Source organism: Actinoallomurus bryophytorum (assembly GCF_006716425.1).
GTDB classification, from domain to species: Bacteria; Actinomycetota; Actinomycetes; order Streptosporangiales; family Streptosporangiaceae; genus Actinoallomurus; species Actinoallomurus bryophytorum.
In genome coordinates this window covers 45,510-60,669 of record NZ_VFOZ01000003.1, presented here as the reverse complement: position 1 = coordinate 60,669, position 15,160 = coordinate 45,510, and the positions used below count along the sequence as shown (strand labels likewise).

Genomic DNA, 15,160 nt, shown 5'->3' with positions numbered 1-15,160 from the left:
ACTCCTTGCATCGGTGCGCCGGATACGTCCACAATTTCTGATGACTGGCCTGTACTGGTTAATGTCAGAACTGCCGATATATCCCTTATGTGGGGAACTTGGGTCAGCTTAAACAGGCGGCACGGTTTGGTCCATACCGCGAGAGGGAGCCGATCAGCCCGCGACCGCGAAGATCCGCTGGCCTGTCCCGTCGGCCGGGAACGTGATCGAGGTGACCTTCCAGCCCTTCGGGGCCACGTACGGCTTCGTCGCGAACACGGACGCACCCGCGTCGCCGGCCGTCTCGGGCGCGAGGCGGTGCGGCATCCGCGCCACGACGGAGTTGCCGTACTGCGGCTGGAGCGTCCCGTCGCCGGCGTCCGGCGGCTGCGTCCAGTTGGAGAACGCGACCGGGTAGGTGACCGTGTCCGTGTGCGTGCCGTTCGTGATCCGCAGTGACGCCTGGACGGTCGTGGCACCGGTGTACGACGCGCCCACGAGCGAGAAGCGCGCGGCCGGGCGGTCGAGCGTGATCGTCTGGCCCGCCGCAGGCTGGGTGGCCTCCGGGAACCCGGCGGGTGCCGTCGGCCAGATCACCGTCAGCGGCACGCCGTCGGCGGTGAAGTGCTTGACCGCCCCGGGCGCGAGGCCCACGGAGGCCAGTCGCCTCCGGTCGTAGGTGTCGGTCGTCGTGTTGTCGCCCATGTTCGTGCCGTTGCCACCGGACCACGTCACGCCGCTGCCGCCGTCGAAGGATCCCTTCAGGGCGTCGTACAGGGCGGTGCCCGTGACGGTGCGGCCGGCCTCGATCGAACCCGGCCGTACCACCCGCAGGACGGCCTTGTCCGACGTGGACACCCCGCCTGAGGTGACCTTCACGGTCGCGTCGTAGTACCCGGAGGTCAGGTGCGCGTCGACGGTGAAGGACAGTCGGACATGGGCCCGTCCGTTCGCGTCGAACGACTGCGCGGGGACATGGGCGGCGGCGATGCCCCGGTTCGAGGTCGTCACCGAGACGTCGAAGCCGCGAGCGGCCGAGCCGATCCGCTGCACGTCGAGCTGCGCGGTGCCGGCGCTGCCCGGCCGCAGGACGACCGCCCCGGGCGTCGGCGACCCGACAGTGCTGACGTTGAGCGCGACCGGCTTCGAACCCGACTGCCACGACGGCGGCAGGTCGGTATCGGACCTGCCCCAGGCGTTCGGCGTGGAGCCGAGTGACACGTCGATCGTGGTGTTGCGGGACAGCCTCCCCCAGTCGAGCCACGACTTCGACGTCGAGGTGCCGTTGACCGAGACCGCGTTGATGTACTTGTGGCCGTCGGGCGCCTGGTGGTCGCGGTCGGTCTGCGCCCCGTCGGCGTTGATCGTCAGCGTGTGGCCGTTGCCGAGGTGGACGACGGACCTGTCGAACATCGGGGCGTTGAAGGTCACGACCGAGGAACCGGAGCTCTCCGGGTACATCCCGAGCGCGGCCCAGACGTAGTAGTTCGCCAGCGCGCCGAGATCGTCGTTGCCCGGCTCTGAGCCGGACGGCTGGTAGCCGAAAAGGCTCTGGGTGATCTCGTCGACCACCTCGGACGTACGGTCGGGCCGGCCGAGGTAGTTGTAGATCCACGGCACGCCGAAGTCCGGCTCGTTGTCGAGGTTCATGTACGGGACGCCCACGTCGGCACCGCGCGTCAGCCCCGTCGACAGGAACGTGTCGAGGCGCTGGACGGCCGCGCTCTTGCCGCCCATGGCCTTGGTCAGGCCGGCGAGGTTGTCCGGGACCATCCAGACGTACTGCTCGGCGTTGCCCTCCTCGAAGCCCTGCTGGCCGAGGTCGTAGACGTTGCCGCGGTAGCCGAACGAGGCCGGGTACTGCTGGTTCGGGTCGGCGTTGTCCGGGAACCGTCCGCCCAGGTCGCGCGGCTGGATGCCGTTCGCCGTCGGGTTCCACAGGTTCTGCCAGTACTGCGCGCGGTCGTAGAACTTCTTCGCGGTCTTCGCCCGGCCCCGCTCGGCCGCGAGCGTGGCGACGGAGAAGTCGTCGACCGAGTACTCCAGCGTGTACGACGCGCCGGTGACCATGTGGTCTTCCTGGAAGGGGCGCACCTGCGGCGCGTAGTGGTAGCGGTTGTAGTAGTCCGCGCCGGGCCGCTCCATGATGGGCAGCCGGACGTTGGTCATTCCGCCGGCGCCGCCGGCACCCGTGTTGGTGCCACCGGTGGGCTTGCCGGCCTTGTCGCCGACGATGTTGTCGATCATGATGTCGAGCGCCTCGTCGACGTCCCAGTCACGGGCGCCGAACTCCCAGGTGAAGGCCAGCAGCGGGCCGACGCTGTCGCCGTTCATCTGGTCGGTCGAGCCGTTGGCGACGGTCCATCTCGGGAAGGAGCCCATCTGCCGGGCCGCGTTGACGAGGGACTGGGCGATGTCGGAGGCCTGGTCCGGGAACACCGCGGCCTGGAAGGACACCAGGTTCCGGTAGGTGTCCCAGTCGGAGAACATCGAGTACTGGACTCTCCTCCGGTGGCCCGCGCCCGGATGCTCCGAGACGTTGTGCACCTTGGGCTTGGTCTCAAAACCGATGTAGTCACCGTTGACGTCGCTGAACGTGGCCGGGTGCGTGAGCGAGTGGTAGAGCGACGTGTAGAAGGTCTTCAGGTAGTCCTCCGACTGGCCCTGGACCGGCGCGGAGACCTGGACCTTGCCCAGGTCGGCGTTCCACGCGGCGGCGTTGGCCCGTCGCACGTCGTCGAAGCCACGGCCGTTCGGCATCTCGGTGCCCAGGTTGAGCACCGCGTTGGCCGCCGAGGTGTAGGAGACCGCCGTACGCGCGGTGATCGTCTGGGTGCCGTCGGGGAACGTGAAGTAGCCGCCGGTCTGCGAGTTGGAGGCGGTCGACACGTGGGTGCGACCGGCCTCCGCCGCCTGCCCGTCGGCCCAGGTGCCGAAGACCTTCCACGGCTGGTCGAAGCGCAGCGCGTAGTAGATGTCGTGCTGCTCCCCCTTGCGGCAGAAGTTGCCGACCAGGGCGCGCGCGGTGACCAGGCCGGTCGCGGGGTCGATCGTCATCTCGGAGTCATAGGAGGACGTCGACCACGCGGTCTGGTTGGTGCGCAGGAAGACCTTGGGCCGCGGGGTGTCCGCGGGGAAGGTGAATCTCGCGATGCCGGCGCGCGTCGAGGCGCTGAGCTCGGTGGTGATGAGCCGCCCGGCCGCCGTCGTGCCGTTCATCGTCGAGGTGTCACGGGCGGTGGCCTTGTAGTAGCCCGCCTCGCCGGTCTCCGGGTGGCTCGTGCGGTCCAGTGCGAGCTTCTGAGCCCACGGGGCCTGGGTGTTGCCGGTCGCCGTGAGGTCGTCGTAGCTGGTCGGGAGGATCGGGAAGTCGCCGCCCATGCCGCAGCCCTGGGAGGCGTGGGTCATGCCGTAGCCGATGACGTACTTCTGGTCGTACTTGTAGCCGGCACCGGTCGGGCCATTGGTGCTCTGGACATTGCCGCCGCCGGCCGTGTCCGGGGAGAACTGCACCATGCCGAAGGGCATGGCCGGGCCGGGGAACGAGTTGGTCGAGCCCTGCGTACCCGCCAGTGTGTGCACGTACTGGACCGGGTCCGTGACCAGGGCGCCGGCCGCCTCCGCCGAAGGCGCCGAGACGAGGGGCGCGGCGACCAGCATGAGGGCCGCGATGCCGGACAGGAGAAGGCGCCGTACGCGCCTGCCTCGCCCGGGACTGAGGGACGTCATCGCCCGATCTCCTTCGGTCGCGACACACAATTCCTGAGGCTCCTGGCGCACCATAAGCCGGCTTGGCCTAAGACGAAAGGCGGCCGGGGTCGCGGGCGCTGACGAGCCCGGACTGATAGGCGAAGACCACCAGCTGGGCGCGGTCGCGGGCGCCGAGCTTGGTCATCGCCCGGCTGACGTGGGTCTTGGCGGTGGTGGGGCTGAGCACCATCGACGCGGCGATCTCGGCGTTGCTCAGGCCGTGCGCGGCCAGGGCCACCACCTCGCGTTCCCGGTTGGTGAGGGCTTCCAGGCCCGCCGCGCCGAGGGCGTCGGGCGGCCGGGCGACGAACTCGGTGATCAGCTGCCGGGTGACCGCGGGGGACAGCAGCGCGTCGCCGCGCATCACGACCCCGAGCCCCTGCAGCAGGTCGGCCGGCTCGGTGTCCTTCAGCAGGAAGCCGCTGGCCCCGGCCCGCAGGGCGCGGAAGACGTACTCGTCCAGCCCGTGGTTGGTGAGGATGACGACGCGTACGGCGGCCAGTTGCTCGTCGCCCGCGATCTGCCGGGTCGCCTCGATCCCGTCCAGCAACGGCATCTGGATGTCCACCAGGGCGATGTCCGGCCGGTGCTCCCTCGCCAGCGCGACCGCCTGCCGGCCGTCGGTGGCCTCGCCGACCACCTCGATGCCGTCCTCGGACTCCAGCAGCGCCCGGATGCCGCTGCGGATGAGCGCCTGGTCGTCGGCGAGCAGGATCCGGATCACGCGGGTGCCTGCGCCGGGAGTTCGGCCCGTACACGGAAGCCGCCCTGCTCGCGCGGCCCGGCGTCGAGCCGGCCGCCGAGAGCGGCGACGCGTTCGCGCATGCCGATCAGCCCCAGCCCCCGTGCGGGTGCCGGCTCCCGGCCGTCCTCTGTGCCGACGGGTCCGGAACTGTCCCCGTCGTCCCCGGCGCCCGGGGCGTCGTTGTCGACCTGGACGGTCAGCGTGTCCGGCCCGTACCTGAGCCGCACCGACGCGCATGCCGAGCCGGCGTGGCGGGAGACGTTGGTGAGCGCCTCCTGCACGATCCGGTAGGCGGCCTGGTCCACCTCGGGCGGCAGCGGCCGCTCGGTCCCGGCCACCGTCACGGTCGCCGTCAGCCCGGCCGCCCGCGCCCGGGAGATCAGGCCGGCCAGCCGGCCGAGGCCGGTCCCGCCGTCGGCGTCGCCGTTGCGGAGCACGCTGAGAGTGGCGCGCAGCTCGCGGGCGGCGTCGGCGCTCGCCTCCGTGATCGCCAGCAGCGCGGGCGGGACCTCCTCGCCGCGCTTGCGCGCCAGGTGGGCGGCCACGCCCGACTGCACCCGGATCACGGAGATACTGTGCGTCAGGGAGTCGTGCAGCTCGCGGGCGATGCGCAGCCGCTCCTCCACCGCACGCCGCCGGGCGACCTCCTCCCGGGTCCGCTCCGCCTCCTCCGCGCGCTGCTCGACCTCGCGCAGATGCAGGTGCCACATGCGGAAGGCCACCAGTGTGACGCCCGCCGAGATGAGCCAGCCGGCCCCGTAGAGCCGGCGCAAGCGACGATCCATGCGCATGCCCCGAGCCTAGGTGCTCGGTCTCCCGTCACATCCTCCCTGCGGAGGCATTCCCGCCTACTTCCGGTGGGGTACCGCCGCCCTCTCACGGGAGTACCGGCGCGGTCCATCCGGTACCTGCCGACCAGGCGTAAATGACACCCCGTGCACGACGACGGGCACCCCCGCGTCCCGGCAGCATCGCCGCCATGAAACAGACATCACCGTCCAGATCCGTCCTCGGCCGCCTGCCCGGCGAGGTGCTGGCGCCCGGCACCGTCGGCTACGCCGAAGCCGCGGCCACCCTGTTCGCGGCGGGAACACCCGACCTGGTGGTCCGCCCACGCGACGCGGCCGGGGTGGCCGCCGCCGTGCGCCACGCCACCGCCGCCGGCCTGGCGGTCACCGTGCGGTCCGGCGGGCACAGCATGGCCGGGCTCAGCACGCACACCGACGGCATGGTCATCGACCTGCGGAACCTGCACGACGTCCAGGTGCTGGACCGGGCACGCCGACGGGTCCGCATCGGGGCGGGCGCGACCTGGGGCTCGGTGGCCGCCGCGCTGGCGTGGTACGGGCTGGGCCTGACCGCCGGCGACACCCGGGAGGTCGGCGTGGGCGGGCTCACCCTCGGCGGCGGGATCGGCTGGCTGGTGCGCCGCCACGGACTTGCCATCGACAGCCTGACCGCCGTGGATCTGGTCACCGCGGACGGGGAGCCGCTCCACGCCGACGCCGAACAGCACGGCGACCTGTTCTGGGCGCTGCGCGGAGGAGGCGGCAACTTCGGCGTGGTGACCTCCTTCGAGTTCACCGCCCAGCCGGTCACCACCGTGCACTTCGGGACGATCGCCTACCGCTCCGCCGACCTGACGCGGCTCATGGCCGGCTGGCGGGAGCTCACCCAGGCGAGCGACGAGAACCTGACCACCATTCTCAACCTGATGCCGGGGGTACCCGGCCCGTCCACGGCCACGCTGCAGTGCTGCCACGCCGGCGCCGACCCTGACGCCGCCGCGGCGGCGCTGCGCCCGTTCCGCGCGCTCGCCCCGGTGAGCGCCGACACCGTACGCGCGATGCCGTACGCCGATGTCCTGGAGGCCTGCCCCGCTCTGCCGCCCGGGGCGCGGATGGAGATGCGCAACGCCCTCGTCCCGGCCCTGGACGACGCGATGACCCGCGCCATCGCGGACCTGCACGCCGACGGCGCGGCGATCGGGCTGCGCGGGCTGGGCGGCGCGGTCGCCCGCGTCGCACCGGACGCCACCGCCTACGCCCACCGCGACGCGGAGGCGCTGGTCGTGGCCGGCGCGATGCTGCCGCCCGGTACGCCGCCACGGCTCGCCGCCGCGCCGCTCGCCCGGTGGTCCGCGGTCGCGGACCAGGCCCGCGGCGCCTACGTCAACTTCCTCGGGACCGCGACCGACGCCGACGTCGCGAGCGTCTACCCGCCGGCCACGTACCGGCGGCTGGCCGGCGTCAAGCGGCGCTACGACCCCGGCAACGTGTTCCGCCGTACCCACAACATCCGCCCCGAGCGCGGCTGACCCGGCCCGGACCCCCGGAGGAGATCTCATGTCCGAAACTCAAACGGTGGCCGTGCCGCCTGCGCGGGGCGCCGCGCAGGCCGTCCGCCGCCCCCGGCAGGGCCTGTCGCTGCTGGTCATCGCCACCGCCCAGCTGATGGTGGTGCTCGACGCGACCGTGACGAACGTCGCCCTGCCCCGCATCCAGGAGGCGCTGCGTTTCTCCGCGGCGAACCTGTCCTGGGTGGTCAACGCCTACGCGCTGGCGTTCGGCGGACTGCTGCTACTCGGCGGCAGGGCCGGCGACCTGCTGGGCCGCCGCCGGATGTTCGTCGTCGGCCTGCTGGTGTTCTCCGCCGCGTCGCTGGCGGGCGGGTTCGCCACCTCCACGGGCTGGCTGCTGGCGGCCCGCGCCGTGCAGGGCGCCGGCGGCGCGATCGTCGCGCCGGCCGCACTGTCGCTGATCGTCACCACCTTCCCGGAAGGCAGGCCGCGCGCCCGTGCCATGGGCGTGTACTCCGCGATGAGTGTGGCGGGCGGCGCGCTCGGGCTGGTGGCCGGCGGGCTGCTGGTCAACTACGCGTCCTGGCGGTGGGTGCTGTTCGTCAACGTGCCCTTCGGGGTCGCCGCGGCCCTGGCCGCTCCCCTGGTGCTGGCCGGGGCACCGCGGATGGCCGGCCGTCTCGACATCCCGGGGGCACTGACCGGGACGGCCGGGGTCGCCGCGCTCGTCTACGGCCTGTCCGGTGCGGCGACCGGCCCGGACGGCGTGTCCCACTGGGGCGACGCCAAGGTGGTCGTCTCGCTGGCGGCCGGCGTGGTGCTCCTCGCCGCCTTCGGCCTCGTCGAGGCGCGGAGCCGGCATGCGCTGCTGCCCGGCAGGCTGCTGCGCGACCGCGCCCGGCTCGGGGCGAACCTCATCATGCTCGGCGTGGGCACCGTCCTGTTCGGCGTGTTCTTCTTCCTCACCCTCTTCGCGCAGGAGGTCTGGGGGTATTCCGCCATCCGGACCGGGGTGGCGTTCCTGCCGCTGACCGGCGCGGTGCTGGCCGGTTCCGTCGTCGCCTCCACGCTGTTGCCGCGGGTCGGCGCCCGCCCGCTGCTGCTGGCCGGCACCGCCGGCTGTGCCGGCGGCCTGTTCTGGCTGTCGCTGATGACCGAGAACGCCGGCTACGCGGGCGGACTGCTCGGCCCGATCCTGGTCACCGCGGCCGGGCTGGGCCTGCTGTTCGTGCCACTGCCACTGGTCGCGCTGGCCGGCGTCGCCGACTCGGACTCCGGCGTGGCCGCCAGCCTGCTCAACGCCACCCGGCAGATCGGCGGCGCCGTCGGGCTCGCCATGCTGAGCACCGTCGCCTGGACCGTGACCGCCGGCTCCACCCGCGCCCACGGCGACCACCGGCACGCGCTGGTCGCCGGCTTCGACCGGGCCTTCGCCGTCGCCGCCGGGATCGCGGTGCTCACCCTACTCGTCACGATCGCCACGATCCGGAAAGAAAGGCGCTGAGCGGGCGGCGTGCGCGATCCGGCGACTTGTCCTACCTTGGTAACATGGTACCAATTCAGCGAACACAGACCGGGCTGCGGATCGAGCGGAACACGCTCAAGGTGCTCAAGGGGCTGGCCGAGTATCTCGACCTGTCGCTCGGTGACCTGGTCGAGGGCATCGTCCTGCACGCGTTCGAAGGGCGGGCGCCGTTCGGGCCGGAGACGCTGGCCAAGATCGAGCAGCTCAAGGCCGTGTACGGGCTCGAACTGACCGCCGCCGACGCGCACCGGCTGGGCGAGGAAGGATGAACGGCCCGGCGGGGCGTCTCAGCGGCCGGATCCGGGTCGGCCTGCCACCGGATGAGGCCCTGCGGCTGTTCACCCCACGTGGCGAGCGGGACTGGGTCGCGGGATGGTCGCCGCGCTTCCCGGTCCCGACCACGGACGACGGCGCACCGGGCACCGTCTTCGAGACCGAGGCCCATGGCGCGACGACGACCTGGCTGGTCCTGGCCCGGCAGCCGGGCCGGCACATCTCCTACGCCCGCGTGACCCCACGCGATCGGGCCGGGACGGTCACCGTCACCGTCCACGGCTCAGGCGGTCACAGTGAGGTCGAGGTCACGTACGCCCTCACGGCGCTCAGCGATGCCGCCGCAGGGGGCCTCCAGGACTTCGCCGACGGATATCCCGCCTTCCTCCGGTCCTGGCAGGACGCCATCGAGGCCTGGCTGTCCGGACCGGGCGGCGTACGCTGCCGAGCATGACGGACTTCGACGCGTACGAACGCGACCTGTGGGCGGGCCGGGCCGGAGCGTACGAGCGGGGCTTCGCCCGCCTGACCGCGCGGGCCATCGGACCGCTGCTGGACACGGCCGGGGTGACGGAGGACAGCCGCGTGCTCGACCTGGGCACCGGCCCGGGACTCGTGGCGGCCGAGGCGTCACGCCGGGGCGCGAAGGTCTCGGCGGTGGACGCCGACCCCCAGATGGCCGAGACGGCGGCACGTAACGCACCGGCCGCGGAGGTACGGGTCGCGGTCCTGCCCGACCTGCCGTACGAGGATGAGACCTTCGACGCGGTGGTCGGCAACTTCGTCATCAACCACGTGGGAGAGCCCGAGACGACGCTGAAGGAACTCCGCCGGCTCCTGCGGCCGGGCGGGCGGCTGGCGCTGACCTGCTGGGTGATGCCGGGCAGCGGCGTCCTGGCCGTCGTACGCGACGCGATGGAGGAGGTCGGCGTCCCCTGGCCGGACGACGTGCCCCTGAGCCCGTTCATGGAGCACGGGCGGCCGGACGCGTTCGCCGCCCTGGTGGGCGGCGTGTTCCGCGAGGCGGCGGTGGAACACCTCGACTGGGACTTCGCGTTCGACCCCGGGGAATGGTGGGAGAACGTCGCGACGGCCAGGGTCGGCTCGAACGGCCTCGTCCTGTCCCAGCAGGATCCGCCGACCGTCGCGCGGGTCAAGGACGCCTACTATCGCCGGCTCGCGCCTTTCACCGGCGAGAACGGCGAGGTCTCGTTCCCGGCCCACGCGCTGCTCGCCCGCGGTCTCCGCTGAGAGCGGCCCGCCTCCGCGTACCGGCCCGCCTCAGAGCAGCCGTCTCTGCACGACGTCGGCGATGACCGTGGTCACGACCTTGTCGACGTCTCCGGGCTCCGGCGGGGTTTCCTGCCGGCCGGCGAACAGCAGGTGCCCGGCCCCGACCAGCGCGAGCGCGAGCGTGTCGACGTCGGCATCCGCCGCGATGCGGCCCATCTCGCGCTCGGCGGTGAGATAGGAGGCGAGCATGGCCACCGCCTCGGAGAGCACCGGGACACCCGGACGCGTGGCCTGGCGCAGACGGGCGCGGAGTTCGTCACGGAAGGTGATGAGGCCGACGATCGCCACGGCGACCGACGCGAACAGGTCCGTCAGCGCGCCGCCGAGGTTGCCGGCGACGGTGCCGGTCCCGGCGGAGTCGCGCAGGGCGGTGGCCTGGTCCTCGATCCGGCCGATGCGGTCGAGCACGAGCTCGGCGAGGAAGGCGTCGAAGTCGGCGAAGTGCCGGTGCAGAACGCCCTTGGCGCAGCCCGCCTCCGTGGTGACCGCCCGGCTGGTCAGCGCGTTCGGCCCGTACCGGAGCAGGACGCGTTCGGCGGCGGCGAACAACTGCTCGCGGACGTCGCGGATGGCCACCCCTGTCGGCACTGTGCATCCCTCGTTCGGTCGATCGCCCGCCCGATGACGAGTGGCACGTGCCCACCGCCGCGGGCGCGCGCCCACCATACCGCCGGCGCGAGCACGCGGCCTGGCGCGGCGGTTCGGGGGGCGGGTCGTCACGTGCCGCCGGATCCGGACACTCGGGCATGGACGTCACCAAAGGTTCTTAAGCGGTTAACCGTACGGCGCTTTCTCGGCTCGCGTCCGGGCTTCACACTCTGGCGGGGCGTCGCCCCCAGCCTCTCCTCGCCTCAACCGGAGGTCCATGTGAACCCACTCGCCGGAAGACCCACCCGCCGTGTCCTGACCGCTCTCGCGTCCGCGTTCGGCCTCGCCGCCGCGGCCGCGGGAGTGTGGGCCGGTGTCGGCACCGCCAACGCGGCCGGAAGTGTTCCGACGCCCGACCACGTCGTGGTCGTGATGATGGAGAACCACGCGTACACCCAGATCATCGGCAGCTCCAGCGCCCCGTACATCAACTCGCTCAAGTCCGGCGGCGCGAGCCTGACCTCCTCCTACGCCATCACCCACCCGAGCCAGCCCAACTACTTCACGATCTTCTCCGGCGCGACCCAGGGCATCACCGACGACGGCTGCTACACCGCCGGGTTCAGCTCCGCGCCGAACCTCGCCTCCGAGCTCACCGCCGCCGGCAAGACCTGGGGCAGCTACAACGAGACCCTGCCCAGCCAGGGCTCGACCACCTGCAGCAGCGGCAAGTACGCGCGCAAGCACAACCCCTGGTTCGGGTTCAGCAACGTCCCGACCTCCACGGCCAAGACGTTCGCGCAGTTCCCGGCCGACTACACCACCCTGCCCAAGGTCTCCTTCGTCACCCCGAACCTGTGCAGCGACATGCACGACTGCTCGGTCTCGACCGGTGACACCTGGCTGAAGAACAACCTCGGCGCGTACGCGACCTGGGCCAAGACGCACAACAGCGTCCTCATCGTCACCTTCGACGAGGACAACAGCCTCAGCGGCAACAAGATCGCCACTGTGTTCTACGGGCAGCCGGTCAAGGCCGGCAGCACCTCCGCCACCAAGTACACCCACTACAACGTCCTGCGGACGATCGAGGACATGTACGGCACCTCGCACGCGGGCAACGCCGCCTCGGCGTCGGACATCACCGGCATCTGGGCGAGCTGACCGGATGTACGTCGCGGACAGCCGCGGCGCCACCGCGGCCCGGGACGCGCTGCGTCCCGGGCCCCGGCGGACCGCCGCCATCGCCCCCACCGTCTTCGCGCTCGGCGCCGTCAGCCTGATCACCGACATCTCCTCGGAGATGATCACCGCGGTCCTCCCCCTCTACCTCGTCGCCGGGCTCGGGCTGTCGCCGCTCGGCTTCGGCCTGCTGGACGGCGTCTACAACGGCTTCAGCGCCGTCGTGCGGCTCGTGGGCGGCCACCTCGCCGACCGCCGGGGACGGCACAAGTCCGTCGCGGTGGTCGGGTACGGCCTCTCGGCGGTGTGCAAGCCGCTGCTGCTGCTCGTGCACACTCTCCCGCTGATCGGCGCGGTGCTGGCCGTCGACCGTACGGGCAAGGGCCTGCGCACGGCGCCGAGAGACGCCATGATCTCGCTCGCGTCGGCGCCCGCGACGCACGGCCGCGCGTTCGGCGTGCACCGGGCGATGGACACCGCGGGCGCGCTGCTCGGGCCGCTCGTCGCGTTCGTGATCCTGCGGCAGGCCGCCGAGGGGTACGACGCGGTCTTCACGGTGAGCACGTGCGTGGCGGTGATGGGCGTCCTGGTGCTCCTGCTCTTCGTCCCCGGACGCCAGGCCACCGCGCGCGGCGCCGCCACGACCGGGGACCGTGCCTCGTTGCGAGCCGCCCTCGCCCTGCTGAAGCGACGTGACCTGCGACGCCTCGCGATCTGCGCGCTGCTGCTCGGGCTTGCCACGGTCAGCGACTCCTTCGTCTACCTGGTGCTCCAGCACCGGTTCGACGTCCCGGTCCAGTGGTTCGCGCTGCTGCCGCTCGGGACCGCCGCCGCGTTCCTGACGCTCACCGTGCCGCTGGGCCGCCTCGCCGACCGGCTGGGCCGCTGGCGGGTCTTCCTCGGAGGGCACGTCGCCCTGCTCGCCGCGTACGGGCTGCTGCTGACGCCCTGGCACTTCGGCGCGCTGCCGTACGCCGTGCTGGCCTTGCACGGCACCTTCTACGCGGCCACCGACGGGGTACTCATGGCCGCGGCGTCCGCGACCGTGCCGGCCGCCCTGCGCTCGAGCGGTCTCGCGCTCGTCCAGACCGGCCAGGCCGCCGCGCGCTTCGCCTGCTCACTCGCCTTCGGCGCCGCCTGGACGGCGTGGGGCGACCACACCGCGCTGACCGCGACCGCGATCGCACTCATGGTCTGCGTCGGCGCCACCGCCTGGCTGCGTCCTGTGGAGGCCGCCGTATGAGCACCGGGCAGCCGATGAACCACCGCAACCGCCTGCTCGTCCTGGCCGCCGCGGTGGCGGTGCTGGCCGTCGTCGCGACCGCGTCCGTTCTGCACGCCGCGGGCCGCGCCGACCGCAAGGACCAGGCACAGGCCGGCGGGCCGCCGATCGCCGCCGGGCACGTCTCGCTCGCCGCGAGCGCCGAGCGGCTGATGGTCTTCCGGAACATGGCCTGGGGACCGCACCGGGACGAGCTCTCCACCGTCCCGGCCGCCGCGCCCGACGGCCCGCGTACCGCCTCGGGGGTGAAGTGCCTGCGGTTCTACGCGGCCGCCGGCACCGGGATCTGCCTGCAGGCCGTCCACGGAGCCGTGCAGGACACGTACCGCGCCGTCGTCCTGGACTCCCGCCTGCACGAGCTGCGCCGCTTTCCGCTCGGCGGCATCCCGACACGTGCCCGGGTCTCGCCCAGCGGCCGGATGGTCTCCTGGACCGTGTTCGTCAGCGGCGACTCCTACGCGGGCACCGCGTTCTCCACCCGTACCTCGATCGTCGACACACGGACCTGGCAGCTGGCGAGCAGCCTGGAGTCCTACGCCATCACCAGGGAGGGCCACGCGTACCGGGCCGCCGACGTCAACTTCTGGGGCGTGACGTTCGCCGACGACACCCGTTTCTACGCGACCCTCGCGACCGGCGGGAAGACCTACCTCGTACAGGGCGACGCCGCCGCGCACACCGTCCGCACCCTGCGGGAGAACGTCGAGTGCCCGTCCCTGTCCCCCGACGGCACGCGGCTCGTGTTCAAGAAACGCGTCAAGGGACTGTCGCCGGACGCCCCCTGGCGGCTGTACGCGCTGGACCTGCACACGATGCGCGAGACACCCCTGGCCGAGCACCGCAGCGTCGACGACCAGGTCGTCTGGTCCGACGCCCACACCGTCGTCTACTCCCTGGCCGGCGACTACGGCAGCGACCTGTGGACCGTCCCGGCGGACGGCACGGGCACCGCACGACGAATCATGACCGCGGCACTCGCCCCCGCTTACGTCGGCGGCTGAGCGGCGTCGGTCAGGAGGTGAAGGACCCGAGGCCGGAGTGGCCCCATGCGATGAATGCCGCGAGAGCGAGATAGGCCATGTTCAGCACCACGAACCTGTTGAAACCGCCGTGGCGGAGATGGGTGATCATCGCGCCGACCATCAGCAGGATCCAGCAGACGGCGGTCACCGGCACCAGGACCGGCGCGATGCCGACCACGGCGGGAAGGGTCAGGCCGACCGCGGCCAGGAGTTCGAGGACCCCCAGACTCTTGACGAAGCCGACGCGGGCGTCCTCGGTCCATTCCCCGCCAGGGGCCTCGGCCAGGTTCTCCTTGGGCACGAACGCCTTGCTGATGCCGCCGACCAGGGCGACCACGGCGAGCAGTCCGGCGGCGGTCCACAGTGCCAAGTTCATGAGGCTCTCCTTCGTTTCCAGGGTTCGGCCTCAAGACACCGCCTGTTCGATCGTTGTGACGGCATGTGCGGCAGATCACTTGCGAGCGCGCCGCAGAGCGGTGCCGTGCGGTCCGGTGGAGGGAACGCGCGGACCGGCGCCGTTCAGGGCACCGGGAGGCGGTGGCGTCTCCGGGGACCGGAGGTGTGCGACGTCAGGATGGCCCGCCGAAGGGATCCTCGCCGGGAAGGACCGTGTCCTTCCCTGCGGACGGCAGGCGCGGTCACGGTCGCGGCGTCGTGCCCGCTCGTCCCGGCGACGGTCAGAAACTGGGCTCTCTGACGAAGGCCTTCGGCGCCTGGCAGCGCCAGGCGCCGGTGAGCGGCTCTCTCAGCTCGTCCTCGTCGATGGCCGGCAGCCGGACCAGCACCGCGGGGAAGCCGTTGTAGTGCGGCTCGGTGAAGAACTTCCCGCCGTCGGAGGAGGCGAGGAGCTCCTTCTTCTCACCCTGGCCGGCCACCCTGACGGCGATCACATCCGGCCGCGGGACACGCGGCTTCTTCGGCTCGACGCGTCGAGCCACACCCACGCGATCCCTTTGTTCTTGCCCCGGCTGAGCACGGAGAACGCGAAGCGGTCCTCGTCCTCGACCGTCCCGGGCAGTGAGAGCGCGATACGGCGCACGTCCTCCTGGTCGGCCATCTCCACCTCTCCCGCAAGGGCGTAATCATGCCACCGGCCTCCGCCGCGATGGCCGGCGTGGCCGCTGCCGGGAGCCGCCTCGAGTACGGCGGACACGGGCCGGTGGCCGAATCCGGCGACGCCGAAACGCCGGCGAACCATGCGTCATCGTGGCGAGTCGTGCCC

General features: G+C 72.1%; 15 protein-coding genes. 8 read left to right on the top strand and 7 right to left on the bottom strand.

Going from position 1 to position 15,160, the window contains the following annotated elements; translation table 11 throughout:
- Positions 1-153 precede the first annotated feature (153 nt).
- The 3 genes from FB559_RS41575 to FB559_RS41565 all read right to left on the bottom strand — a co-directional run bounded on the left by FB559_RS41575 (position 154) and on the right by FB559_RS41565 (position 5,265).
- Positions 154-3,708 (bottom strand): GH92 family glycosyl hydrolase, encoded by a 3,555-nt coding sequence (locus FB559_RS41575; protein ID WP_185792741.1) that lies wholly within the window; start codon positions 3,706-3,708, stop codon positions 154-156.
- A gap of 67 nt (positions 3,709-3,775) precedes the next feature.
- Positions 3,776-4,453, bottom strand: coding sequence for a response regulator (locus tag FB559_RS41570; protein ID WP_141963438.1), 678 nt, complete (start codon positions 4,451-4,453; stop codon positions 3,776-3,778).
- Positions 4,450-5,265, bottom strand: a complete 816-nt coding sequence (locus FB559_RS41565) for a sensor histidine kinase (protein WP_141963436.1) — start codon at positions 5,263-5,265, stop codon at positions 4,450-4,452. Before FB559_RS41565 ends, FB559_RS41570 begins: the two co-directional genes overlap by 4 nt.
- Positions 5,266-5,453: 188 nt before the next feature.
- On the opposite strand from FB559_RS41565, the gene FB559_RS41560 reads away from it, so the two are divergent.
- Genes FB559_RS41560 through FB559_RS41540 form a run of 5 tightly spaced genes read left to right on the top strand, consistent with a single transcriptional unit; the run spans position 5,454 to position 9,822 of the window.
- Positions 5,454-6,791, top strand: a complete 1,338-nt coding sequence (locus tag FB559_RS41560; RefSeq protein ID WP_141963434.1) for an FAD-binding oxidoreductase — start codon at positions 5,454-5,456, stop codon at positions 6,789-6,791.
- 28 nt (positions 6,792-6,819) lie between these two features.
- Entirely contained in the window at positions 6,820-8,277 is a 1,458-nt protein-coding gene (locus FB559_RS41555) for an MFS transporter (protein ID WP_141963432.1), read from the top strand.
- A 44-nt stretch (positions 8,278-8,321) separates the two neighbouring features.
- Positions 8,322-8,567, top strand: coding sequence for a hypothetical protein (locus tag FB559_RS41550; protein WP_141963430.1), 246 nt, complete (start codon positions 8,322-8,324; stop codon positions 8,565-8,567).
- The gene (locus FB559_RS41545; protein ID WP_141963428.1) at positions 8,564-9,025 is read left to right on the top strand and encodes an SRPBCC family protein; all 462 of its coding nucleotides are present in this window, start codon (positions 8,564-8,566) and stop codon (positions 9,023-9,025) included. The genes FB559_RS41550 and FB559_RS41545 overlap by 4 nt, the downstream gene beginning before the upstream one ends.
- On the top strand, positions 9,022-9,822 hold the full coding sequence (locus tag FB559_RS41540) for a class I SAM-dependent methyltransferase (protein WP_141963426.1): 801 nt from the start codon (positions 9,022-9,024) through the stop codon (positions 9,820-9,822). Before FB559_RS41545 ends, FB559_RS41540 begins: the two co-directional genes overlap by 4 nt.
- Before the next feature lie 30 nt (positions 9,823-9,852).
- Here FB559_RS41540 and FB559_RS41535 read toward each other — a convergent pair whose 3' ends face one another.
- Entirely contained in the window at positions 9,853-10,452 is a 600-nt protein-coding gene (locus tag FB559_RS41535; protein WP_141963424.1) for a TetR/AcrR family transcriptional regulator, read from the bottom strand.
- A 279-nt stretch (positions 10,453-10,731) separates the two neighbouring features.
- Between FB559_RS41535 and FB559_RS41530 the strand changes: the two genes are divergently transcribed.
- From FB559_RS41530 to FB559_RS41520, 3 genes are read left to right on the top strand one after another with little or no spacing between them, the layout of a single operon-like run.
- The gene (locus FB559_RS41530) at positions 10,732-11,616 is read left to right on the top strand and encodes an alkaline phosphatase family protein (protein WP_185792740.1); all 885 of its coding nucleotides are present in this window, start codon (positions 10,732-10,734) and stop codon (positions 11,614-11,616) included.
- 4 nt (positions 11,617-11,620) lie between these two features.
- Complete coding sequence (locus FB559_RS41525; protein WP_141963422.1) at positions 11,621-12,877, top strand: MFS transporter; 1,257 nt, start codon at positions 11,621-11,623, stop codon at positions 12,875-12,877.
- The gene (locus FB559_RS41520; RefSeq protein WP_221640723.1) at positions 12,874-13,917 is read left to right on the top strand and encodes a TolB family protein; all 1,044 of its coding nucleotides are present in this window, start codon (positions 12,874-12,876) and stop codon (positions 13,915-13,917) included. The genes FB559_RS41525 and FB559_RS41520 overlap by 4 nt, the downstream gene beginning before the upstream one ends.
- Positions 13,918-13,927: 10 nt before the next feature.
- Here the strand turns inward: FB559_RS41520 and FB559_RS41515 are convergent, their stop codons facing one another.
- The 3 genes from FB559_RS41515 to FB559_RS45130 form a co-directional block, all read right to left on the bottom strand.
- Entirely contained in the window at positions 13,928-14,314 is a 387-nt protein-coding gene (locus FB559_RS41515) for a DoxX family protein (protein ID WP_141963419.1), read from the bottom strand.
- A gap of 301 nt (positions 14,315-14,615) precedes the next feature.
- Entirely contained in the window at positions 14,616-14,828 is a 213-nt protein-coding gene (locus FB559_RS45135; RefSeq protein ID WP_221640722.1) for a hypothetical protein, read from the bottom strand.
- Positions 14,825-15,136 carry a hypothetical protein gene (locus FB559_RS45130; RefSeq protein WP_221640721.1) on the bottom strand — a complete coding sequence of 104 codons (312 nt, stop codon included), beginning with the start codon at positions 15,134-15,136 and terminating at the stop codon, positions 14,825-14,827. Before FB559_RS45130 ends, FB559_RS45135 begins: the two co-directional genes overlap by 4 nt.
- Between the last annotated feature and the right edge of the window lie 24 nt (positions 15,137-15,160).